Origin of the sequence: Pseudogulbenkiania sp. MAI-1, assembly GCF_000527175.1 — a bacterium.
Taxonomy (GTDB): Bacteria; Pseudomonadota; Gammaproteobacteria; order Burkholderiales; family Chromobacteriaceae; genus Pseudogulbenkiania.
The window spans coordinates 103,164-124,321 of the sequence record NZ_AZUR01000001.1; the positions used below are offsets into that span (position 1 = coordinate 103,164).

A 21,158-nucleotide genomic window follows, 5' to 3' on the forward strand; every position below is an offset into this window, starting at 1 on the left:
TGCGGCAGCCGGTGCTCAGCGCGGCAGCAGCACGTTCTTGGTGAAGCGCACCGGGATGTCGCCGCTGTTCAGGTAGCTGTAGGCGCAATCGGAGGCGAAGGCCAGCGAGTCGCCGGCAGCGAGGCGCCGGCGCGTTCCGGCTTGCTCCAGTTCCAGCTCACCGGCAATGACGTAGAGCATCTCATGGCTGCCGGTGGGATCGGCCTCGGCCTCGTAGCGCTCGCCGGCGGCCAACTGCCAGACCCACAGTTCGACGGTGCGGCCGGCGCTGCTCAGGCTTTGCAGCAGGCTGGCGTGGCTGTTGGCGTGCCGGCCGCGCCATACCGTCACCGGGGCCGTGGCCTGCATCGGGTTGGCGGCGGGCGGGCGCACCAACTCGGCGAACGACAGGCCGAGCGCGGCGGCCAGCCGGTCGAGCGTGCCGAGGCTGACGTTGCTGTCGCCGCTTTCGATGTTGACCAGCATGCGGCGGCTGACGCCGGCGGCGGTGGCGAGCTTGTCCTGGCTCCAGCCGAGGAACTGGCGCGCCTGGCGCAGGTTGGCGGACACGTCGAGCAGCACTTGCGGCGGGGTATCGGGCATGATTTGAGCACTATATTGCACATTGAGCGATATGTGCAGTATAGTGCACAAAAGCCTTTCCCGGCAATTTCCGTTTCCCTGTCCGGAGCCCTGCCATGACCTCCTCTTCTGCGGCCCTGCCGCTTTCCGCCTCGCCGCGTCCGTCGCGCCTGCCAGACCTGGTGCTGATCGGCATCACCATGATCTGGGGCGGCACCTTCCTCGCGGTGCAGACCGCCTTGCAATGGGCCGGGCCGTTCGGCTTCGTCGCGCTGCGCTTCGGCGTGGCCGGGGGGCTGGCGCTGCTGCTGTCGTGGCGGCTGCTCGCCGGGCTGACCCGCGCCGAGTGGCGCGCCGGGGTGCTGATGGGGGTGGTGCTGTGCGGCAGCTACGGGCTGCAGACCATGGGGCTGGGCATGATCGCCAGCAGCAAGTCGGCGTTCCTGACCGCGCTCTACGTGCCGCTGGTGCCGCTCATCATGCTGCTGCTGTTCCGCCGTCCACCGCCGCTGGCGGCCTGGCTCGGCATCGCCGTGGCTTTCGCCGGGCTGGTGCTGCTGTCCGATCCGCGCGGGCTGGAGTGGTCGTTCGGGAAAGGCGAGGCATTGACCCTGGCCGGAGCGGCGATGATCGCGCTGGAGATCTGCCTGCTCGGCCGCTACGCCGGTCATTGCGAGCCGCGCCGCATGGCGGTGGTGCAGCTGCTGACGGTGGCGCTGCTCTCGGCGCTGGCCGCGGTGGCGACCGGCGAGGCGCCGCCGCAGCCGACGCCGGGGCTGATCGGCTGCGTGCTGGGGCTGGGCCTCGCCACGGCACTGATCCAGGTGGCGATGAACTGGGCGCAGCAGACCGTGCCGGCGACGCGCGCGACGCTGATCTACGCCATGGAGCCGGTGTGGGGCGGGGTGGTGGGCTGGCTGGCCGGCGAGCGGCTCACCGTGCTGGCCGTGTGCGGTGCCGCGCTGATCGTGGCGAGCGTGCTGGTGGCCGAGCTGGGCAAGGGGCGGGCTTAACATCCGTTAACAACCATTTACAAGGCATACATACCGCCTGCTTATACTGGCCGTCACCGCCGCCTTGGCGGTTGCCGACGGAGAACCCGAACATGAAAAGAATGCTGATCATCGCGCTGCTGGTAGCCGCCGGCAGCGCCCAAGCGATGACCTTCACCGACTACGCCACGGTGCTGAAGAGCGAGCCGCGCTATGAGAACGTCAAGGACGACAACTGCGAGCAGGTGAACGAACAGGCGGCGGCGCCGGCCACGACCGGCGGCTTGGGCGACGTGATGACGGCGGAGAACGGCGGGGCGCTGCTGGGCGGTATCGTCGGCGGGGTGCTCGGCCACCAGGTCGGCGGCGGCAAGGGCAAGACCGCGGCGACCATCGTCGGCGCCATCGGCGGCGCTATGGCCGGGCAGCAGATCGCGCGCAATACCCAGGGCACGCGTCCGACGGCGACGACGCGCACCGTGTGCCGCCCGACGCAGCGCGAGGAACTGGTCGGCTACGACGTGACCTATGAATACCGCGGCAAGCGCAGCACGGTGACGCTGCCCAACGATCCGGGCCGGCGCCTGAAGCTGACGGTCGACGTGCAGCCGGCGAACGTTGCGCCGGCGGCGAGCACGAACTACTGAGTCTTTTCCGTCTCAAGGCCGGTCGACGCCCCGAAGCTTCGGCCGGCCCTTTCCATTTTGAGCCACGCGCTTAGCCGCCGGCGATCGGGTTCAGTTCGCGCTCTGTCAGCCACAGCCGCAAATCGAACTCCAGTTGGTGGTAATCCGGCTCCATGTGGCAGCACAACTGGTAGAACGCCTTGTTGTGCTCCTTCTCCTTCAGGTGCGACAGCTCGTGCACCGCGATCATCTTCAGGAATTCCGGCGGCGCCTCGCGAAACAGCGTGGCGATGCGGATCTCGTTCTTGCTCTTCAACTTGCCGCCCTGCACCCGTGACACGAAGGTGTTGGTGCCGAGCGTGCCGTGCACGGGATGCTGGCGGTTGTCGTACCGCACCTTGGCCAAGGGGGCGGCGTTCTTCAGGTAGCGCTGGCGCAGCTCGGCCAGGTACTGGTACAGCGCGCGGTCGGTCTGCACGTCGTGGCGCCCGGGATAGCGTTCGGTCAGCCACGCGCCCAGCCGGTTTCCGGCGACCAGCGCGCGTACGTGTTCGAGCAGGGCCGGCGGATAGCCGGCGAGGTAGGGGAGGTCGGACATGGCGCCATTGTAGCGCGGGCAGCAGCCATCCCCGACCAAAGATGAATGGTGGGGCCTCTTACTCCCTTGTACAAAGCAGGATAGACCGGGTGCCTTCATCGGGGGCGGTCAACCCGGCGACTTGGGAGAGACGGCATGCCTTATCTGGAACATCACACGGTGCCGCCGCCGGCGGCGCCCCGGACGGGAGAGACAGCGTGGTCATCCGGCAGCAGCCGGCCGCGCACGCTGGATGACTTTCTCGGCGGCGACGCGCAACTGGCGGCCATCGCGCGGCGCGCACTCAGGATCGTCGGCAAGGACATCCCGCTCTTGATCGAGGGCGAGACCGGCACCGGCAAGGAGCTGTTCGCGCGCGCCTTCCACCGCAGCGGGCCGCGCTTCGACAAACCGTTCGTCGCGGTCAACTGCGCGGCGATCCCCGAGGGGCTGATCGAATCGGAGCTGTTCGGCTACGAGGAGGGGGCGTTCAGCGGGGCGCGCCGGCGCGGCCACGTCGGCAAGCTGCTGCAGGCCAACGGCGGCACGCTGTTCCTCGACGAGATCGGCGACATGCCGCTCGCCTTGCAGGCGCGGCTGCTGCGCGTGCTGCAGGAGCGCGAGGTGACGCCGCTCGGTTCCAACCGGGTGCTGCCGGTCGATTTCTCGTTGGTGTGCGCCACGCACCGTGCCTTGCCCGAGGCGGTGGCGGCCGGCCGTTTCCGTTCCGACCTGTACTACCGCATCAACGGCGTGCGGCTGGCGCTGCCGCCCTTGCGCGAGCGCAGCGACCTGGTGCCGCTGGTGGCGCAGCTGCTGGCCGACGAAGCCGGCGGCCATGTCGTGGCGGTGGCACCGGCGGTGTGGCAGGTGTTTGGCCGCTACCGCTGGCCGGGCAACCTGCGCCAGCTGCACGGCGTGTTGCGCACGCTGTGTGCCTTGCTGGAACCGGGCGAGACGCTGCAACTGAGCCATCTGCCGGAGGAGCTGCTGGAGGTCATGCCGGAGATCGACGCCGAGGAGACCGGCGGGGTGGAGGAGGCGCCGCCCAGCCTTGCCGCCGCCCACGGCGAGCGGCTGGCCGAGGTCGAACTGCAACTGATGCGCCGCGTGCTGGCCGATTGCAACGGCAACGTCAGCGCCGCCGCGCGCCGGCTGGGGGTCAGCCGCAATACGCTGTATCGCCGCCTCAAGCCGGTGCGCCGCTGACGAGGCGGGCCTGCCCGCGCCCCGGTTGGGCCCGCTTCTGCTGGCGACACAAGCCCGGCGATCCATCGGTGGATCGCCGGGCTTGTGGTTTTGCCGCCAAGCGGCGAAGGGGCCGCACCCGCCGGGTGGCGGGCGGGTCACACGCCTCAGAAGAACAGGATGGCGCCCACCGATACGCTGTCGGTGTCGACGTCGCTGACCTTGTCCTGGCGGCGGTTCAGCTCGCCCACCAGGGTCAGGTTCGGCGTCAGGCTGTAGTAGGCGCCGAGCGTGGTGCCGGCGACGCGGTTGATGTAGCCGCTGCCCTCGGCGCTGGTGGCCTTGGTGCGGCTCTCGCCGTAGCTCACGCCCAGCTTCAGGTCGTCGATCTTGTAGGTGGCCTGCGCCAGGTAGCCGTTCGAGCGGCGGTTGTCGCCCGCGGCGTCGGTGCCGCCGGCGAACAGGATGGTGTCGCCGATGCCCTTGCCGGTGAAGCCCTGTGCCATCAGCCCGATGTTGCCGATGTCGGCCTTGGCGCCCAGCTCGAAGCCGGTGGCGTTGTCCCTGGCGAGCTTGTCGAAGTGCTGGTTGACGAAGCCGAGCCAGGCCTTGCCCGCCACCGCGTTGCTCTTGAAGCCGTATTCGGCCAGGCCCTGGTAGCCGGGATGGCTGCCGGTGGTGCCGCTGCTGTCGACGTCCTTGTTGTCGAACACGCCGAGGCTGGCGTGGAAGCCGTTGTAATCGGGCGTGGTGTAGGTGATCTGCGGCTGGAATTCGGCGTAGATGTAGCCGGCGCCGATGCCGCCCAGCGTGGTGTTGATGTTGCGCGCGAGCCCGGCGCCGCCGCCGACGCCGATCAGCGTCATGTCGTTGAGGATGGCGTTGGACTGGAACAGGCCGATGTCGCGGCCGAACTTGAAGGTGCCGATCTTGTCGTTGCCGAAGCTCAGGTAGTTGGTACGGGCGTCCACCGTGGATTTGCCGACACCGGCGGTGGCGGATTGCAACGCCGGCGAGTCGGAGTCGATGCCGGGCCAGATGCCGATCACGCCCTTGACGTCGAAGCCCTTCTGCTTGGTGGCGGCGGTGATGTTGAAGTAGCCGGGCAACAGGCCGTTCTCGATCTGGCTGGAACGCTCGCCGTTGTCGGCCTTGCTGGTGGTGTAGAAGGCGTTGACCGAACCGCTGATGTCGAGCGACCAGCCCTTGTCGTTGTAGATTTCCAGCGCCATGGCCTGGCCGGCGAACAGCGCGGCGACGAGGCTGGCGAGCAGGGTGGTTTGTGTTTTGGTTTTCATGATTTCTCCCTTGAGGTGGCGAACGAGGCGACTGCCGGCCACAAGGTGCAAGCGCCATTCCCAGCAGGGGAAAATCCGTCTACGACTTTGGTATGGAGTGGGCCATCTGGTTGAAAGCAATGGGTTTTTGCCGGATTTGGCCGTCGGCCGACGGGCGGGGCCGGTGCGCGGCGTGGCGGGGCCGTCCGGGTTGGTTGCGACACTCTGCAACACTGTGTCAGCTTGACACACCGGCCGGGGACGGCGACTGTGTCAGGCTGCAACGACGGCGCAGGCTGGCGCTCGGAGCGGAGCCGGCGTACGCTGTCGTCACCCCCGTCATTTTATTGCCCAGTCATGAACTCTGCCTCACCGGCCGTTCCCCCTTCGCTGCGTCATTTCCGACCGTTCTGGCGCTATTGGCTGACCCGGGTCTGCCTCACCAGCGGTTTCCAGATTCTCACCGTCGCCATCGGCTGGCAGGTGTACTCGCTCACCGGCAGCGCGCTCGACCTGGGCCTGGTCGGGCTGCTGCAGTTCCTGCCGCGGGTGTTGCTGGTGCTGGTGGTGGGGTCGGCGGTGGACCGCTTCGACCGCAAGCGCATCGTGATGATCAGCCTGGTGGTGCAGGCGGCGGTGGCGGCGGTGCTGGCGCTGGGCAGCATGCATGCCGGGTTCGCGGTCAACCGCGAACTGATCTTCGTGCTGTCGGTGGTGATTGGCACTTGCCGCTCTTTCGACATGCCGGCGATGCAGGCGTTGCTGCCGAACGTGGTGCCGAGCTCGCTGTTCCCGCCGGCGGTGGCGGCCTCGGCCTCGGCCAACGAGGCGGCGACGATCCTGGCGCCGGCGCTGGGCGGCCTGCTGTACGCGGTCGGTGCCGAGTTCACCTACACCCTGAACCTGCTGCTCTACCTGGCCGGCGCGCTGGTGATCGCAACCCTGCCGGCACGGCGGCAGGAGTCGTCGCAAGAGCGCATGACGCTGGAGTCGCTGCTGGCGGGAGTGCGCTACATCCGGAGCCGGCCGGACATCCTCGGCGCCATTTCTCTCGACCTGTTCGCGGTGCTGCTGGGTGGCGCCACCGCGCTGTTGCCGATCTATGCGGGCGAGATCCTGCATACCGGACCGTGGGGGCTGGGCCTGCTGCGCTCGGCACCGGCGGTGGGCGCGCTCTTGATGTCGGCCTACCTGATGCGCTTTCCGATCGCGCGCCGCGTGGGGCGAGTGATGTTCGCGGCGGTGGCGGTGTTCGGGCTCGCCACCATCGTCTTTGGCCTGTCCACCTCGTTCGGCCTGTCGCTGGCGGCGTTGGTGGTGCTGGGGGCCGCGGACATGATCAGCGTGGTGATCCGCCAGACCTTCGTGCAGTTGGAGACGCCGGACGAGATGCGCGGGCGGGTCAGCGCGGTCAACTCGCTGTTCATCGGCGCTTCGAACCAGTTGGGCGAGTTCGAGTCCGGCGCGACCGCGGCGCTGTTCGGCACGGTGCCGGCGGTGGTGCTGGGCGGGGTGGGGACGCTGGCGGTAGCGGCGCTGTGGATGCGGCTGTTCCCGAGCCTGGCGCGCCGCCATCGGCTGGTGGAGGAAACGGCCGACAGTCCGGCGGTTTAGAGCCGCTAACCAAACCCTCTTGGCGTTGTTGTGCTCGCGTGCGAATCCATTGCAGGGATTCGCCCAGCAAACACTTGCCGTACTACTTGTACTGTCTGCGGCCGCACGCCTAGCCAAGACCGCTGCGCTGGGTTTCAGCGGCTCTTAACGGGATGCATTGGGGCTTCCCGCCGGGGGGGGCATGCCGCTCACACCGGCCACAGCGGCGGCTCGTCCATCAGCGCGATCTGCTCGCGCAGCGCCAGGATCTGGTCCTGCCAGTAGCGCGGGCTGTCGAACCACGGGAAGGCGGCGGGAAAGGCCGGGTCGTGCCAGCGCCGCGCCAGCCAGGCGCTGTAGTGGATCAGCCGCAGCGTGCGCAGCGCCTCGACCAGGTACAGCTCGCGCGTATCGAACTCGCAAAAATCCTCGTAGCCGGCCAGCAGGTCGGCCAGCTGGGCGCTCTGCTCGGCGCGCCCGCCCGACAGCAGCATCCACAGATCCTGCACCGCCGGTCCCATGCGGCTGTCGTCGAAGTCGACGAAATGCGGGCCGGCATCGGTCCACAGCACGTTGCCGGCGTGGCAGTCGCCGTGCAGGCGGCGCAGCACGACGTCGCCGGCACGGCCGTAGCAGCGTTCCACCCCTTCCAACGCCTGGCGTACCACACCGAGGTAGACCTCGTGCAGCTCCGCCGGGATGAACGGGCAGCCGGCGAGGTAGGCCAGCGGCTCCTCGCCGAAGCTGGCCGCATCCAGCGTCGGCCGCCGCGTGAACGGCGTCACCGCCCCGACCGCGTGGATGCGGCCGAGAAAGCGCCCCAGCCACTCCAGTGTGTCCGGCCGGTCCAGCTCCGGAGCGCGTCCGCCGCGACGCGGGAACAGCGCGAAGCGGAAGCCGGCGTGGTGGTGCAGTGTGCGCCCGGCGAGGCTCAATGCCCCCACCACCGGGATCTCGCGCTCGGCCAGTTCGGCCACGAAGGCGTGTTCCTCCAGGATCTGTTCGTCGCTCCAGCGCGCCGGGCGATAGAACTTGGCCACCAGCGGCGGCGCCTCGTCCAGTCCCACCTGGTAGACGCGGTTCTCGTAGCTGTTGAGCGCCAACAGCTGGCCGCTGACCGGCAGGCCGAGGCCTTCCAGCGCGTCGAGCAGGCAGTCGGGAGTGAGCCCGGCGAAGGGCGGCGGAGGTGGTGTCGTCATGGCCGCATTATACGGCCTCGCCCACTTTGCCGCGTTGCCGACGGCGAATATGCACTATAAGTAGGTAATGCGGTGCGTGATCATGCCTGACATGGCGGGCGTCTCGACCCGGCCACCGCGTTTAGCGCAGGGGGGAATGGCAATGACTGAAACGAAGCGGGCCTATGCACGACCAGGCTGGCTGAATGCCTTATCGCTGCGCCAGCGCCTGCTGGTGGCACCGTTGCTGGCGCTGGTGCTGATCGTCGCGCTGATCGGCGGCTTCCTGTTGACGTCCCAGCGTCAGAGCCTGTCGGCGGTGGAGGTCAGCGCGGCGCGGCTGCAGCAGATGAACGCGCTGGCGGCCCAGTTCGCCGGCCTGACGCAGTTGCACACCGAGTTGGGCGGCCTACTGCGCGAGCCATCCGACCCGGCGCTGGTGAAACACGCCCGGCTGCGCCTGGCCGGGCTGGTGCGCGCCGCCGCGCAGTTGAACAAGTCCACGCCGGCCCCCTTGGCCGAGGGCGGCGACCCCGGCATCGGCCAGTTCCTGCTCGGCCTGACCGATTACGAGCGCAAGGTATCGGTCGCGGCGGCGCAGCTGCCGGCCGATCCGGCGGCGGCGCGGCGGCATTTCGAGGTGGCCGACCGGCAGTTCCTGCAACTGGCCATGCTGTTCGAACCGATGCTGCGGGCGGAAACCCGTGCCCTGGGGCAAGATGTCGAGCGCCAGGTGAGCCGCAACCAGGAGCAACTGGTGGGATGGAGTCTGGCTGGCGGCGGGGTGTGCATCGCCCTCTTGGGGCTGGCGCTGCTGGGCACGCGCTGGCTGTCGCGTTCGCTGGAACAGCAGTTCGCCGCGTTGGTGGAACTGGGGCGCGAGGCCGGTTCCAACCTGCACGCGCTGGGTGGCGGCGACGAACTGGCGCGGCTGGGCGGCGTGATCGAGGCGTTCCGCATGGTGCTGGGGCGGGTGCGCAGCAAGGAGCAGCAGCTGTTGGCGCTCAACCGCGACCTGCAGCGCGCCCAGGAGGAACTGGAGCAGCGCGTGGAGGAACGCACCCGTGCGCTGCACGACAGCGAGGCTTGGGCGCGCGGCCTGCTCAAGGCGGCGCCCGACGCGGTCATCATCAGCACCCGGGACGGCCGCATCGTGATGACCAACGCCCGGGTCGAGACGCTGCTGGGCTACCCCGCCGAGGAGTTGCAGGGCCAGCCGTTCGAGCTCCTGGTGCCGGAGCGGTTGCGCCCGGCGTTGCGCGGCTGGTATCGGCACGTGGAGAACGGCGAGTTCGCCGCGCCCGACGAGATCCTGTCCGACATTCACATCCGCTGCCGCGACGGCCGCGAATTGCCGATCGAGGTCAGCGTCAGCCTGATTCCCAGCTCGCAGGGCATGCTGGTATTCAGCGACATCCGCGATGCCAGCTGGCGGCGCCAGGCGGAAAAAGACCTGCGCCTCTACGCCGAGGTGATCCGCAGTACCGGCGAAGCGGTGGCGATCGCCGACCCGGAGGGGCACATCATCGAGGTCAACCCGGCCTATGCCGTCGCCTGCGGCGCGGCGCGCGAGGAACTGATCGGCAAGCCGCTGTTCCATACCACCCAGGGGCTGTTGGGGGCGCCGGCGCTGCGCGAGTTGCAGCACGCGCTGGGCGAGAGCGGCTGCTGGAGCGGCGAGCTGCCCGGCCGGCGCCAGGACGGGGAGCGCTTCATCTCGTGGGTGACGCTCAACGAATTGCGTAACGAGCGCGGCCGCTTGCTGCATACCGTGTGGATCTCGCGCGACATCACCCTGCTCAAGCAGGGCGAGCGCGAGCTGCAGCGGCTGGCGTTCTACGATCCGCTGACCGGGCTCGCCAACCGCGCGCTGTTCGCCGACCACCTGCAGATGGCGCTGGCGGGGGCGCGCCGCGAACCGGGGCAGCTGGCGGTGATGTACATCGACCTCGACCGCTTCAAGTCCGTCAACGACACCCTGGGCCATCCGGCCGGCGACCGGCTGTTGAGCGAGGTGGCGGGCCGGCTGCGTGGCGTGGTGCGCGACGCCGACACCCTGGCGCGGCTGGGCGGGGACGAGTTCACCGTGCTCTTGGCCGAGCTGCACGGCGAGGAGCAGGCGCTGCAGGTGGCGGCGCGCATCATCCAGAGCGTCAGCCAGCCGGTGCTGCTGGACGGCCAGGAGCTGTTCGTCAGCGCCAGCGTCGGCATCGCCTTTTTCCCTCAGCACGGCGACGACGCCGACACGCTGTGCCGGCACGCCGACATGGCGCTGTACGAGGCCAAACTGGCCGGCGGCGGGCAGTGCAGCCTGTTCAACCGCGAGATGCAGCAGCGCTCCAGCCAGCGGCTGGCCTTCGGCGTGCGGCTGGACGCGGCGCTGGGGCGCAACGAGCTCTCCTTGTGCTACCGGCCGCTGAGCGTCGACGGCACGCCGATGGTGGAGGCGCTGCCCTGCTGGAACCAGCCGGACGGCAGCGTGCTGATGCCGGAGGACTTCCTGGGCCAGGCCGAAGAGGCGGGACTGAGCCAGACGCTCAACCAGTGGATGCTGCGCCAGGCCTGCCGCGATGGTGGCGACTGGCAGCAGCAGGGGCGGAATGTGTCGCTGACGGTGCGCTTGTCCGGGGCGGGAGGGCTGCAGGCCGGCTTGCCGGACTTGCTGCGCGACATCCTGTTGCAGACCGGGCTGGCGCCGTCGCGGCTGACCATCGGCATCGACGAAGGGCAGCTGATGCGCAACCCGGAGCTGGGCCGCGCCGTCTTGCAGCAGCTGGCGGGCCTGGGTGTGAGCCTGTTCATGGACGGCTTCGGCACCAGCTACGTTTCGCTGTCGCAGCTGACCCGGCTGCCGCTGCGGCACCTGACGCTGGACCGCGAGTTCCTTCGCCACCTGGGCCAGGAACATGGCCGGGCCGGCCTGCTCGAAACCCTGCTGCAACTGGCGCAACTGCTCAAGCTGCAGGTCGTGGCCAGTGGCGTCGAGGACGAGGAGCAGCAGGCCCTGCTGCGCGCCGCCGGTTGCCGGCTGGTGCCAGTGGCGCCGGCCGACCTGCTGCTCGCCGGCGACGAGGTGCCGGAGTGGCTGGGCCGGCAGCTGCGCCGTACGACGTCCGACCCGGCCTGAGCGGGGGTTTCTCCGCTACACTGCGGGTTTTTCCCGCCGCAGAAGCTGTGCCGATGTCCAAGTACGCCACGCTGGTCGATTTCTTCGTTGCCGCCATCGAGCACGGCAGTTACCGCCCCGGCGACGCGCTACCGTCGCTGCGCCGCCTGTGCGACACCCACCGCGTCGGCATGAACACCGCCAAGCGGGCCTACTACGAGCTGGAACGGCAGGGCTACGTCGAGGCGCAGCCGCGTGCCGGTTTCCGCGTGGCGGCGGGCGGCGGGGCGACGGCGGCGGCCAAGGCGGACACGGTGCTGCCGTGGGGCTCGCCGTTCATCAACCCGGCGCTGTTCGACGGCCGCGCCTTGGCGCAGGCCTTCGTCCGGGTGCAGCGGCGCTACCCCGAACTGCTGGCGCGGCACGAGCTGCTCGGGCTGGACGCGCTGCGACGCCAGCTCGCGCGCCAGTGCCACGCCGAGGGCATGGCGCTGGACTGGGACCGGATCGTCATCACCTGCGGCGGCATGGAGGCGCTCGCGCTGGCGGTGCAGGTGGTGACCCACGAGGTGGCGGAACCCTGCCTGGCGGTGCTGACGCCGGCCTTCCCCGGCCTCTTGGGGTTGCTGGCGCAGCACGGCATCGCCACGCTGGCGCTGCCGGTCGGGCTCGACGGCGCGCTCGACCTAGCGCCGCTGGAACAGGGCCTGGCCGAGGGCCGGGTGCACGGCATCGCGGTGATGGCCAACTTCCAGCATCCCACCGGGCATTGCCTGGGCGAGGCCGTCCGCGCCGCGCTGTGGCGGCTGGCCGAGCGCTATGACGTGCCGATCATCGAAGACGATGCCTACCGCCAGCTGGCGTTCGCGGCGCCGGCCCCGGCGCCGTTCAAGGCGCGCGACACGGCCGGCCGCGTGCTGTACTGCGCCACCTTCTCCAAGTCGCTGGCGCCGGGCTATCGTGTCGGCTGGATCGCGCCGGGGCGTTACCTCGACGCGGTGTGCCGGCTCAAGGTCAGCACCACGCTGGCCTCGCCGCTGCCCAACCAGATGGCGATCGCCGAACTGTTGGCCGACGGGGGCTACCAGCCCGGCCTGCGCCGGCTGTGCCAGCAACTGGCCGAGCGCGCCGCCGCCCTGCGCCAGGCGCTGGCGGCGCGGCTGCCGCCGTCGGTGCGGCTGTCCCGGCCGCAGGGCGGCTACTTCCTGTGGCTGGAATGGGACGACGGCCCGGACAGCCAGGCGCTGCTGGCCGAGGCGCAGGCGCACGGCCTGCACTTCGCGCCCGGCGCGCTGTTCCACCCCGACGGCGCCAGCCGCCACGCCTTGCGCCTCAACCTGAGCTACGTCGAACCCAGTAGCCAGGCGGCCGCGCTGGACTGGCTGGCGGCGGCGCTTAGGGCCTCCCCAGTAGCAAGGTAGGATGGGTGGAGCAAAGCGCAACCCATCGTTCGTGGCCGATGGGTTCCGGCACTGACTGAGCAAGGTAGCGCAGCGTTGTGAAGGAATGGTGCCTGTACCCATCCTGCGAGGGGACGGGCGGGATTCACTCACCGATGAAGCTGCTGTCGGCCGTCACCTTCTGCTCCGGCGCGTCGGCGGCACGCAGCACGAAGCGCAGCGGCTGGCTGCCGCGCGCCACCGTGGCCGGATCGGCCGCCACCCGTACCCCGACGGTGGCAACGGTGAGCGGCGGCACCATCACCTGCCCGCCATCGCGCAGCCGCGCCCCGGGCAGACCCTCCACCTCGATGCGGAAGCGGTGCGCGCGCTCGTCGCCGTTCATCACCCGCAGGCTGTAGCTGTTCTCCAGCCAGCCGTCGTCCCCCTCCCGCACCAGCGAAGCGCGGTCGCGCAGCACGTCGAGCTTGTACGGCGTGTGGTGCAGCAGGCCGGTCACCGTCAGTACCAGCAATACCGCCAGCAGGCCGCCGTAGACCAGCACGCGCGGGCGCTGCCAGAGGCGGCGCGCACGCGCATCGCCGCCGTCCTCGGCGCGCTGGGTGGTGAAGCGGATCAGCCCGTGCGGCGCGCCGATCTTGTCCATCACCGCGTCGCAGGCGTCGATGCAGGCGGCGCAGCCGATGCACTCGTACTGCAGGCCGGCGCGGATGTCGATGCCGGTGGGGCAGACCTGCACGCACAGCCCGCAATCGACGCAGTCGCCGCGCGCCACGCCGGGGGCCGCGTCCTTGCGCAACGCCCCGCGCGGTTCGCCGCGGCGGGCGTCGTAGGCCACCAGCTGGGTGTCCGGGTCGAACATGGCGCCCTGGAAGCGCGCGTACGGGCACATGTGCAGGCACACCTTCTCGCGCAGCACGCCGGCCAGCAGATAGGTGAAGCCGGCGTAGAACAAGGCCCAGAACGCCTCCCACGGGCCGATGGCGAGCGTGGGCAGGCCGGCCGCCAGCTCGCGCAGCGGGCTGAAGTAGCCGACCAGCGTGAGGCCGGTCCACAGCGAGAACGCCACCATCAGCGCATGCTTGCCGCCCTTGCGCGTCAGTTTGTTCAGGCTCCACGGCGCGGCATCCAGCGCGCGGCGCGCCGCCGGCTTGCCCTCGGTCCAGCGCTCGATCCACAGCATGATCTCGGTGTACACCGTCTGCGGACAGGAGAAGCCGCACCACAGCCGGCCGGATAGCGTAGTCCACAGGAACAGGCCGAAGGCGCTGGCCATCAGCAGTGCGGCGAGGTAGACCATGTCCTGCGGCAGCAGCGTCAGGCCGAACAGGTGGAAGCGCCCGCCGGTGAGGTCGAACCACAGCGCCTGGCGGCCGTGCCATGGCAGCCAGGGCAGGCCGAAGTAGAGCAGCTGGGTGACGACGACGAAACCGACGCGCCAGTTGTTGAAACGACCGCGCGTCAGGCGCGGGTAGAGTTTGATCGGTATGGCTTGGACTGCGGACATGGGACACCACCATGGTAAAACGGGATGGGTGTCAGGGTAGGGCGTGCTGCGTTGCCGCATAAGGCACAGGGATGGGGGAAATGACGGACACAGGGCCGTGGGGTGTCGTCGGCGAGGCTGCTGCTAGCCTGCCGAGGTTGGCGGGGTGGAGACTTTGCCGGTCCCGCCCGGCAGGCGGGTCGAGGGGCTTGTCTCGCCAAGCCCCTCGACGCTCCCAAGGCGAGCCCACCGCCGCTTGTTTCCGTCTGGCCGGAGGCTGGCGAGGCGCCGTGCAAACTCGCCGTTCGCTAACGTCGAACGGCTCAGACAGCGCACGGCTTAAAACCTCGCCATCCCCCATCCAGCCGGCGCGGCGGAAGGGCGGATTGGTCACATCGATAATGTCTTGGCTTTGGGGGGAACAGGCGAAGGCTGGAACGTGATTTCTTCTGCAATGTTTTGGCTTTTGGAAGTACCGGCTCCGCGTGGTTTTCCGTCAACCCTGTCCGATCCTTACTGGTTAGTCTTTTCCCTGATCCAAATCAACCTAGTCAATACGTCAGTAGAGGGTCCCCCTTCTGCCGTGCCGCTGGGTGGGCATGGCAAGGTCTTAAGCGGCTGGCTGTCCGACGACGGGCGACGTTAGCGCCCGGCTAGTTCCAGCCGCGCCTTGCCATGACCGGGCCCCGGCGGGAAGCCGAAGGCCACGGCGGTGGGGGTCGCCTTTGGGGGTGAAGGGGGAATTTGGCGACGCAAATTCCCCCTTCCCGTCCGCCGGGCGGAACCGGCCCCTACACCATCGCCAGCAATATCGGAAGGGGCCTGAGCTGCTATCCCGCCCAGCTCCTCAGCTCACCATATATCGCCCTATCGGCAGGCATCGAGCAGCCACCGCTCCTTACTGCCCCTCCTTCAACGTCACGAACTCCACCAGCACGTTGTGCACGTTGTCCGACAGCCACATCTGCCCATCCTGGATCGTCACCTGCAACTGCATGCTGCGCTCGGCCAGCGCCGCCAGCTGGGTCAGCGTGTCCGGGCTGACGCCGAGGATGTGCAAATGCTCGAAGCGCGATGCCTTGCCCTCCATGTCCCGCCACCACACGTCCGCGGCGCGCCCGCCGTAGCTGTAGATCCACACCTGTTCGGCGCGGCCGCAGATCTTGCGCAGGCGCTTCTCGTCCGGCTCGCCCAGCTCGATCCACAGCTCGATCTCGTCCGAATAGTTCTTCTGCCACAGATCCGGCTCGTCGTCCTCGCAGATGCCCTTGGTAAAGGTCAGCGTGTCGCTGGCGTGACGGGCGAAGGCCGCCAGCCGCAGCATCATGCGTTCGACGGTTTCCGAGGGGTGCAGGGCGAGGGTGAGGTTGTGGCTGGCGTAGTAGCTGCGGTCCAGGTCGGTGATGCTGAGTTCGGCTTTGTAGATGGTGGCTTTGAGCGCCATGGTCGGGTCCGGTCGCGGGCAAGTTGGGAATGAAGCGCGCTAGTGTAGCGGTTTTGGCGCTCAATAGGCGTCCCAGTCGGGCTCGCCGGCAAAATGATCGGCCAGATAATCGACCAGCGCGCGCACCTTGCGCGGCAGGTACTGGCGGTGTGGGTAGAGTGCGTACAGGCGGAATTCGGGCAGCGGATAGCCCTCCAGCAGCGGTACCAGCCGGCCGCTCTTCAGGTCGTCGCCGAGCAGGAAGGTCGGTTCGCAGATGATGCCCATGCCGTGGCGCGCCGCGTCCACCAGCAGGTCGCCGTTGTTGGCGGCGAGCGGGCCGCTGATCTTGACCCGCTCGTTGCCGAAGCGCCATTCGTCGACCGGCTCGCTCAGGGTGTAGCGCAGGCACTGGTGGCGGGCGAGTTCGGCCGGGGTGGTCGGGGTGCCGTGGCGCGCCAGGTAGGCCGGCGCGGCGCACACCACCACCCGCACCGGCGCCAGCACGCGCGAGACCAGCTGGCTTTGGCCGAGGTCGGTGGTGATGCGCAGCGTCAGGTCGACGCCGTCTTCGAGCATGTCGCGCTGGCGGTCCTCCAGCAGCAGCTCCACCGTCAGGCGCGGGTAGTGGGCGTTGAAGCCGGCCAGGATCGGCCCCAGCCGGCGTACGCCGAAGGCGAGTGGGGCGCTGACGCGCAAGGTGCCGACCGGCTCCAGGCTGGCCTGCGCCGCCTGCGCCTCGGCCTCGTCGACCTGGGCCAGGATGCTGGCCACCCGCGCCAGGTAGTCGGCGCCGCTCTCGGTCAGCGCCAGCCGGCGCGTGGTGCGGTTCATCAACCGCGTGCCGAGATGGGCCTCGAGCCAGCTGATGTACTTGCTGGCCATGCCGCGCGACAGACCGAGCCTGTCCGAGGCCTGGGTGAAACTGCCGCCGTCGGCCACGGCGTGGAACACGCGCATGGCGGTCATCAGGTCCATGATTGTTTCTTGCAGAGCATCAATATTGTGAAATATGGCGGGTTTATCGATCGGATGGCAAGCGCTTTAATACGCTCATACCCCACCCACCGGAGAACCCCCATGATCGATTCCCGCACCGCCCCCTACGCCGCCTTCCTGCTGCGCCTGAGCCTCGGCCTGATGTTCCTGGCCCACGGCCTGACCAAGCTGTTCGTGTTCACCCCGGCCGGTACCGCCCGGTTCTTCGCCTCGCTCGGCCTGCCCGGCTTCGTCGGCCCGCTCACCATGGCGGCCGAGATCGCCGGCGGCGTGCTGCTGATCCTCGGCGTGGCCGGGCGCCAGGTGGCGCTGCTGCTGAGCCCGGTGCTGCTCGGCGCCACCCTGCTGGTGCACCTGGCCAACGGCTGGGCCTTCGGCAACCCGGGCGGCGGCTGGGAATACCCGGCCTTCCTGACCGTGGCGGCGCTGAGCGTGGCCCTGCTCGGCGACGGCGCCTTCGCGCTCAAGCCGATCGGCCGTCGCGACCAGCAATAAACCGCCGTATCATCGAATACTGAATCAAAGGAGAGCTCCATGACCCGCCTGCCCAGCCTGTTCCTCTCGCACGGTGCCCCGACCGTGCTGATCGACGGCTCGCCCGCGCCGGCTGCCTGGCGGCGCTGGGCCGAGAGCCAGCCGCGCCCGCGCGCCATCGTCAGCCTGTCGGCGCACCGCCCGGCGCGGCTGCCGGGGGCCGGTTCGGCGGTGCAATGGCGCACCGTGCACGACTTCGGCGGCTTCCCGGAGCAGCTCTACCGGCTGCAGTACCCGGCCGTTGGCGAGCGCGCCCTGGCCGACGACATCGACCGCCGCTTGGCCAGCGCCGGCTTCACCGTACAGCCGGATCAGCGCCCCGGCCTCGACCACGGCGCCTGGGTGCCGCTGATGGCGATGTACCCCGACGCCGACATCCCGGTGGTGAGCCTGCCGGTGCTGCCGGCCGAGGACGCCGCCACCCATTACCGGCTCGGCCGGGCGCTGACGGAACTGGCCGACGACGGCGTGCTGTTGGTCGGCTCCGGCAGCCTGACCCACAATCTGTACGAGGTGGCGTGGAACGCCGCACCAGAGCCGTGGGCCGAGGCATTCCAGCGCTGGATGCTCGACCGCCTGGCCGAGGGCGACGTCGATGCCGTGCTCGACTGGGAACGCCAGGCGCCGCACGCCAAGCGCAACCATCCTACCGCCGAGCACCTGCTGCCGTTGTTCTTCGCGCTCGGCGCCGGCGGCGCGCCGGTCACCGTGCTGCATAGCGGCATGGAGCATGGCAGCATTGCGATGGATGCGCTGGCATTCGGCTGATTTCTTCTGTCCGCTGCCGGTCAAGCCCCGGTAGCGGGTTCCCCTTCTGCGCCAACCCCTGTACACTGTCGCCTTCCCGCGCCGGGCCAATCGGCGCGCGGTCCCGCTTCCTCATGAAGCCACCCGAATTTCCATCAACGACGTTTGCCTGGATTGGTGTCGCACTCCCTGCGATTGGGCCGTCGCTGGAGTTGTCATGTCTGATATCAAGTTTTCCGACCTCGGCCTGTCCGAGCCCCTGTTGCGTGCCGTCGCCGACACCGGCTACACCACGCCCACGCCGATCCAGGCCCAGGCCATTCCGCAAGTGATCCGTGGCGGCGACCTGCTCGCCGCCGCCCAGACAGGCACCGGCAAGACCGCCGGCTTCACCCTGCCGCTCTTGCACCGCCTCGGCCCGGCGCCGACCCACCTCAAGGGCCGCCCGCGCGCCCTGGTGCTGACCCCGACGCGCGAACTCGCCGCCCAGGTGGAAGAATCGGTGCGCACCTACGGCAAATACCTGCCGCACAAATCGATGGTGATGTTCGGCGGCGTCGGCATCAACCCGCAGATCGCCGCCTTGCGCAAGCCGGTGGACATCCTGGTGGCCACGCCGGGCCGTCTGCTCGACCACGCCGGGCAGAAGACCCTCGACCTTTCCGGCATCGAGATCCTGGTGCTGGACGAAGCCGACCGCATGCTCGACATGGGCTTCATCCACGACATCAAGAAGGTGCTGGCGCTGCTGCCGGCCAAGCGCCAGAACCTGCTGTTCTCGGCCACCTTCTCCGACGAGATCAAGGCGCTGGCCGACCGCCTGCTCGACAACCCGCAGCTGGTCGAGGTGGCGCGCCGCAACACCACCAACGAGCTGGTGGCGCAGAAGGTGCATCTGGTCGACCGCGACAAGAAGACCGAACTGCTGACCCAGCTCATCAAGGACGGCGACTGGCACCAGGTGCTGGTGTTCACCCGCACCAAGCACGGCGCCAACCGCCTGGCCGAAAAGCTGGAAAAGAGTGGCATCACCGCCGCCGCCATCCACGGCAACAAGAGCCAGAACGCCCGCACCAAGGCGCTCGCCGACTTCAAGAGCAACGATCTGCAGGTGCTGGTGGCCACCGACATCGCCGCGCGCGGCCTCGACATCGACCAGCTGCCGCACGTGGTCAACTTCGAGCTGCCCAACGTGCCGGAAGACTACGTGCACCGCATCGGCCGCACCGGCCGCGCCGGCAACGAGGGCGAGGCGGTGTCGCTGGTGTGCGTGGACGAGTTCAAGTTCCTCAAGGACATCGAGAAGCTGATCAAGATGTCGATTCCGCAGTTCACCATCCCCGGCTTCGAGGCCGACCTGACGGTGCCGCCGGAGCCGATCCTGATGGGCGGCCAGCGCCGTGGCCAGGGGCAAGGCCAGCCGCGCCAGGGACAAGGTCAGCGTCAGGGGCAGCGTCAAGCCCAGGCCCAGCCGCGTCAGAGCCAAGCCCAGGCTCAGAACAAGGGCCAAGGTCAAAGCCAGCGCCGCAACGGCGAGGGCCAGAGCCAGAGCGGCAACGCGCGTGGCGGTAACGGCGCCAATGGCGGCCAGAACGGCCGCCGCCACGAGCACGCCGACGGTGCGCGCCAGCCCGGCGCCCGTCCGCCCAAGAGCAACGCCGGCGCCCAGCAGCCCAAGGCGCGCCAGCAGGGCAACGGCCAGCGCCGCGAGGTGAACGGCAACGTCCTGCCGCCGCCGCCGAAGGAGGTGAACGGCAACGTGATGCCGCCGCCGCCGAGGGACATCAACGGCAACCGCGTGGCGCCGGCGCGGCCGGCCGGGGGCCGCCGCGGCAAGCCCGCCCAGCCGCGTCAAACCGCCGCGCTGTTTGCGCCGCGGCGCGACGGTAACGGCAGCCGCTGACGAGCCCGACGCCCGCACTGCCATGCCGCCTTCCCCGACCGGGCGGGCGGCTTTTTTTTCGCCCAGGCTCCGGCCAGACCGAGCAGCCGGGCCGGAGCAGGAGCGCGACAGGTCTTATGCATTTTGACCGCCTTGCCGGCGCGCTTCTGCTATCCTTAAGCAGCTTTCGGTGTGCCCGGGTCCGCATACGCCCCGGGCTTGGAGGCTTGCCCGCCGATTTTCGGCTTCGGTCCGTGCGCGACGGCGCACGGCGCGTGTTGCCGAAAGCAGACCGGGAAGCGTCCAACGGGAAGACGGTGTGCCGATCGGCAAATCCGTCGCTGCCCCCGCAACGGTAATCGAGTGAACGCCGGCATCATGCCACTGGGTTCGACCCGGGAAGGCGCCGGCGTGGGAGACCGCTCCCGGCTCGTGAGCCCGGAGACCGGCCGAAGGCGACGACGCTATGCACCGCGGAGGGCGGTGCGCTTAACGTTTCTTCCAGCTTGCCCCTCCCTTACCCTGCCGCGCCATCGCCGGCCCGCGCCACCGCTGTGGTGTTGCCGGCCGGTGCCGTGAGACAGGGGGGCATGGAAAGACCAGGAGATAGACATGCTGTTGCAAAAATCCGCCGCTGAACCGATCAGCCAGATCGACTCCGCCAGCGCCACGCGCTGGAAAGCCCGTGCCGCCGCCCTGTGCGCCGCGCTGCTGGGTGCGGTGATCCTCTACGCCGTCGGCTTCGCCCCGGGCATCGCCCACGGCGAGAGCCACGATACGCGCCATACCATGGGCTTCGTCTGCCACTGACCGACGAAGGAAAACCATGTTTGCACGTATTGTGGCGTTGTCGCTGCTGGGCGGCCTGCTGGCCGGCGCGGTGACGACGCCGGTCCAGCTCGCCCTGGTCCAGCCGCTGATCGAACAGGCCGAACGCTACGAGCTGCAGCTCGAAGCGGCCCCGGCGCCCGCCGTGGCGCACGTCCACGAGGCCCATGCGCACGAAGCCCACACGCATGAAGCCGTGGCCGAAGGGCATACGCACGAAGCGGCGGCCAGCGACGAACCGTCCGAGGACGCGACGCACCGCGCCGTTGCCACCGCGATCACGACCACGCTGGCGGCGATGGGATACGCCCTGCTGCTGGGCGCCGTGCTGTCCCAGCTCGGCCACATCGACTGGCGGCGCGGCCTGCTGTTCGGTGCGCTCGGCTTCGTGGTGTTCCAGCTGGCGCCATCGCTCGGCCTGCCGCCGGAACCACCGGGTGTGCCGACGGCCGACCTGCAGCAGCGCCAGCTGTGGTGGCTGCTCACCGTGGGTGCCACCGCCGGTGCGCTGTTCGGGCTGTACCGTGCCTGGCAGAAGCGCCACGCGCTGTGGGCCGTCGGCGCGCTGGCCTTGGCGGCGCTGCCGCATCTGGTCGGCGCCCCGGTTTTGGCCGAGGTGCACACGCTGGTGCCAGAACGGCTGATGAGCGACTTCATGCTGGCGGCACTGGCCACCGCCGCGGTGCTGTGGCTGGCGCTGGGTGGCGTGCTGGGCGGGCTGTTCCAGCGTTTCCCGGCGGTATCGCGCTAAGTCGCGCGGT

Annotated in this window: 18 protein-coding genes and 1 riboswitch; of the genes, 11 read left to right on the forward strand and 7 right to left on the reverse strand. The window is 69.3% G+C overall.

Features of this window, described 5'->3' with window-relative positions:
- Positions 1 to 15: 15 nt before the first annotated feature.
- Positions 16 to 582 (reverse strand): helix-turn-helix domain-containing protein, encoded by a 567-nt coding sequence (locus PSEMAI1_RS0100415; RefSeq protein WP_024300955.1) that lies wholly within the window; start codon positions 580 to 582, stop codon positions 16 to 18.
- A 95-nt stretch (positions 583 to 677) separates the two neighbouring features.
- On the opposite strand from PSEMAI1_RS0100415, the gene PSEMAI1_RS0100420 reads away from it, so the two are divergent.
- Both PSEMAI1_RS0100420 and PSEMAI1_RS0100425 read left to right on the forward strand, forming a co-directional pair.
- Complete coding sequence (locus PSEMAI1_RS0100420; RefSeq protein WP_024300956.1) at positions 678 to 1,574, forward strand: DMT family transporter; 897 nt, start codon at positions 678 to 680, stop codon at positions 1,572 to 1,574.
- A 92-nt stretch (positions 1,575 to 1,666) separates the two neighbouring features.
- Positions 1,667 to 2,200, forward strand: a complete 534-nt coding sequence (locus PSEMAI1_RS0100425; protein WP_024300957.1) for a glycine zipper 2TM domain-containing protein — start codon at positions 1,667 to 1,669, stop codon at positions 2,198 to 2,200.
- Positions 2,201 to 2,270: 70 nt separating this feature from the next.
- Here PSEMAI1_RS0100425 and PSEMAI1_RS0100430 read toward each other — a convergent pair whose 3' ends face one another.
- The gene (locus PSEMAI1_RS0100430; RefSeq protein ID WP_024300958.1) at positions 2,271 to 2,777 is read right to left on the reverse strand and encodes a M48 family metallopeptidase; all 507 of its coding nucleotides are present in this window, start codon (positions 2,775 to 2,777) and stop codon (positions 2,271 to 2,273) included.
- A gap of 135 nt (positions 2,778 to 2,912) precedes the next feature.
- Here PSEMAI1_RS0100430 and PSEMAI1_RS0100435 point away from each other — a divergent pair, with 135 nt between their 5' ends.
- Entirely contained in the window at positions 2,913 to 3,965 is a 1,053-nt protein-coding gene (locus tag PSEMAI1_RS0100435) for a sigma-54-dependent Fis family transcriptional regulator (protein WP_024300959.1), read from the forward strand.
- A 146-nt stretch (positions 3,966 to 4,111) separates the two neighbouring features.
- Here the strand turns inward: PSEMAI1_RS0100435 and PSEMAI1_RS0100440 are convergent, their stop codons facing one another.
- Positions 4,112 to 5,242, reverse strand: a complete 1,131-nt coding sequence (locus PSEMAI1_RS0100440; protein WP_024300960.1) for a porin — start codon at positions 5,240 to 5,242, stop codon at positions 4,112 to 4,114.
- A 336-nt stretch (positions 5,243 to 5,578) separates the two neighbouring features.
- Here PSEMAI1_RS0100440 and PSEMAI1_RS0100445 point away from each other — a divergent pair, with 336 nt between their 5' ends.
- Positions 5,579 to 6,835 (forward strand): MFS transporter, encoded by a 1,257-nt coding sequence (locus PSEMAI1_RS0100445; protein WP_024300961.1) that lies wholly within the window; start codon positions 5,579 to 5,581, stop codon positions 6,833 to 6,835.
- A 188-nt stretch (positions 6,836 to 7,023) separates the two neighbouring features.
- Here PSEMAI1_RS0100445 and PSEMAI1_RS0100450 read toward each other — a convergent pair whose 3' ends face one another.
- Positions 7,024 to 8,013 (reverse strand): serine/threonine protein kinase, encoded by a 990-nt coding sequence (locus PSEMAI1_RS0100450; protein WP_024300962.1) that lies wholly within the window; start codon positions 8,011 to 8,013, stop codon positions 7,024 to 7,026.
- A gap of 142 nt (positions 8,014 to 8,155) precedes the next feature.
- Here PSEMAI1_RS0100450 and PSEMAI1_RS20815 point away from each other — a divergent pair, with 142 nt between their 5' ends.
- Together PSEMAI1_RS20815 and PSEMAI1_RS0100460 are read left to right on the forward strand one after the other, a co-directional pair.
- Complete coding sequence (locus tag PSEMAI1_RS20815) at positions 8,156 to 11,119, forward strand: bifunctional diguanylate cyclase/phosphodiesterase (RefSeq protein ID WP_024300963.1); 2,964 nt, start codon at positions 8,156 to 8,158, stop codon at positions 11,117 to 11,119.
- Positions 11,120 to 11,172: 53 nt separating this feature from the next.
- On the forward strand, positions 11,173 to 12,519 hold the full coding sequence (locus tag PSEMAI1_RS0100460; protein WP_024300964.1) for a PLP-dependent aminotransferase family protein: 1,347 nt from the start codon (positions 11,173 to 11,175) through the stop codon (positions 12,517 to 12,519).
- A gap of 124 nt (positions 12,520 to 12,643) precedes the next feature.
- Here PSEMAI1_RS0100460 and ccoG read toward each other — a convergent pair whose 3' ends face one another.
- The 3 genes from ccoG to PSEMAI1_RS0100475 all read right to left on the reverse strand — a co-directional run bounded on the left by ccoG (position 12,644) and on the right by PSEMAI1_RS0100475 (position 16,385).
- Positions 12,644 to 14,005, reverse strand: coding sequence for a cytochrome c oxidase accessory protein CcoG (ccoG, locus tag PSEMAI1_RS0100465; RefSeq protein WP_024300965.1), 1,362 nt, complete (start codon positions 14,003 to 14,005; stop codon positions 12,644 to 12,646).
- A gap of 877 nt (positions 14,006 to 14,882) precedes the next feature.
- Positions 14,883 to 15,428, reverse strand: a complete 546-nt coding sequence (locus tag PSEMAI1_RS0100470) for a YaeQ family protein (protein WP_024300966.1) — start codon at positions 15,426 to 15,428, stop codon at positions 14,883 to 14,885.
- A gap of 60 nt (positions 15,429 to 15,488) precedes the next feature.
- On the reverse strand, positions 15,489 to 16,385 hold the full coding sequence (locus tag PSEMAI1_RS0100475; RefSeq protein WP_024300967.1) for a LysR family transcriptional regulator: 897 nt from the start codon (positions 16,383 to 16,385) through the stop codon (positions 15,489 to 15,491).
- A 102-nt stretch (positions 16,386 to 16,487) separates the two neighbouring features.
- Between PSEMAI1_RS0100475 and PSEMAI1_RS0100480 the strand changes: the two genes are divergently transcribed.
- The 5 genes from PSEMAI1_RS0100480 to PSEMAI1_RS0100500 all read left to right on the forward strand — a co-directional run bounded on the left by PSEMAI1_RS0100480 (position 16,488) and on the right by PSEMAI1_RS0100500 (position 21,148).
- Complete coding sequence (locus tag PSEMAI1_RS0100480; RefSeq protein WP_024300968.1) at positions 16,488 to 16,901, forward strand: DoxX family protein; 414 nt, start codon at positions 16,488 to 16,490, stop codon at positions 16,899 to 16,901.
- Positions 16,902 to 16,940: 39 nt separating this feature from the next.
- Positions 16,941 to 17,708 (forward strand): class III extradiol ring-cleavage dioxygenase, encoded by a 768-nt coding sequence (locus PSEMAI1_RS0100485; RefSeq protein WP_024300969.1) that lies wholly within the window; start codon positions 16,941 to 16,943, stop codon positions 17,706 to 17,708.
- Positions 17,709 to 17,904: 196 nt separating this feature from the next.
- Entirely contained in the window at positions 17,905 to 19,590 is a 1,686-nt protein-coding gene (locus tag PSEMAI1_RS20400; RefSeq protein WP_029770417.1) for a DEAD/DEAH box helicase, read from the forward strand.
- Between the two features lie 284 nt (positions 19,591 to 19,874).
- A riboswitch (cobalamin riboswitch) is annotated at positions 19,875 to 20,017 on the forward strand.
- Between the two features lie 164 nt (positions 20,018 to 20,181).
- The gene (locus PSEMAI1_RS0100495) at positions 20,182 to 20,379 is read left to right on the forward strand and encodes a CbtB domain-containing protein (RefSeq protein ID WP_024300971.1); all 198 of its coding nucleotides are present in this window, start codon (positions 20,182 to 20,184) and stop codon (positions 20,377 to 20,379) included.
- A 16-nt stretch (positions 20,380 to 20,395) separates the two neighbouring features.
- Complete coding sequence (locus PSEMAI1_RS0100500) at positions 20,396 to 21,148, forward strand: CbtA family protein (RefSeq protein ID WP_024300972.1); 753 nt, start codon at positions 20,396 to 20,398, stop codon at positions 21,146 to 21,148.
- The last annotated feature ends 10 nt before the right edge of the window (positions 21,149 to 21,158 follow it).

Bases quoted from the DNA above. Each gene is read 5' to 3' on its own strand.
- ccoG (WP_024300965.1), bottom strand. From the start codon at position 14,005: ATGTCCGCAGTCCAAGCCATACCGATCAAACTCTACCCGCGCCTGACG.
- PSEMAI1_RS0100480 (WP_024300968.1), top strand. From the start codon at position 16,488: ATGATCGATTCCCGCACCGCCCCCTACGCCGCCTTCCTGCTGCGCCTG.
- PSEMAI1_RS0100435 (WP_024300959.1), top strand. From the start codon at position 2,913: ATGCCTTATCTGGAACATCACACGGTGCCGCCGCCGGCGGCGCCCCGG.
- PSEMAI1_RS0100430 (WP_024300958.1), bottom strand. From the start codon at position 2,777: ATGTCCGACCTCCCCTACCTCGCCGGCTATCCGCCGGCCCTGCTCGAA.
- PSEMAI1_RS0100415 (WP_024300955.1), bottom strand. From the start codon at position 582: ATGCCCGATACCCCGCCGCAAGTGCTGCTCGACGTGTCCGCCAACCTG.
- PSEMAI1_RS0100495 (WP_024300971.1), top strand. From the start codon at position 20,182: ATGCTGTTGCAAAAATCCGCCGCTGAACCGATCAGCCAGATCGACTCC.
- PSEMAI1_RS0100460 (WP_024300964.1), top strand. From the start codon at position 11,173: ATGTCCAAGTACGCCACGCTGGTCGATTTCTTCGTTGCCGCCATCGAG.
- PSEMAI1_RS0100425 (WP_024300957.1), top strand. From the start codon at position 1,667: ATGAAAAGAATGCTGATCATCGCGCTGCTGGTAGCCGCCGGCAGCGCC.
- PSEMAI1_RS0100420 (WP_024300956.1), top strand. From the start codon at position 678: ATGACCTCCTCTTCTGCGGCCCTGCCGCTTTCCGCCTCGCCGCGTCCG.
- PSEMAI1_RS0100445 (WP_024300961.1), top strand. From the start codon at position 5,579: ATGAACTCTGCCTCACCGGCCGTTCCCCCTTCGCTGCGTCATTTCCGA.
- PSEMAI1_RS20400 (WP_029770417.1), top strand. From the start codon at position 17,905: ATGTCTGATATCAAGTTTTCCGACCTCGGCCTGTCCGAGCCCCTGTTG.
- PSEMAI1_RS0100470 (WP_024300966.1), bottom strand. From the start codon at position 15,428: ATGGCGCTCAAAGCCACCATCTACAAAGCCGAACTCAGCATCACCGAC.
- PSEMAI1_RS0100440 (WP_024300960.1), bottom strand. From the start codon at position 5,242: ATGAAAACCAAAACACAAACCACCCTGCTCGCCAGCCTCGTCGCCGCG.
- PSEMAI1_RS20815 (WP_024300963.1), top strand. From the start codon at position 8,156: ATGACTGAAACGAAGCGGGCCTATGCACGACCAGGCTGGCTGAATGCC.
- PSEMAI1_RS0100485 (WP_024300969.1), top strand. From the start codon at position 16,941: ATGACCCGCCTGCCCAGCCTGTTCCTCTCGCACGGTGCCCCGACCGTG.
- PSEMAI1_RS0100500 (WP_024300972.1), top strand. From the start codon at position 20,396: ATGTTTGCACGTATTGTGGCGTTGTCGCTGCTGGGCGGCCTGCTGGCC.
- PSEMAI1_RS0100475 (WP_024300967.1), bottom strand. From the start codon at position 16,385: ATGGACCTGATGACCGCCATGCGCGTGTTCCACGCCGTGGCCGACGGC.
- PSEMAI1_RS0100450 (WP_024300962.1), bottom strand. From the start codon at position 8,013: ATGACGACACCACCTCCGCCGCCCTTCGCCGGGCTCACTCCCGACTGC.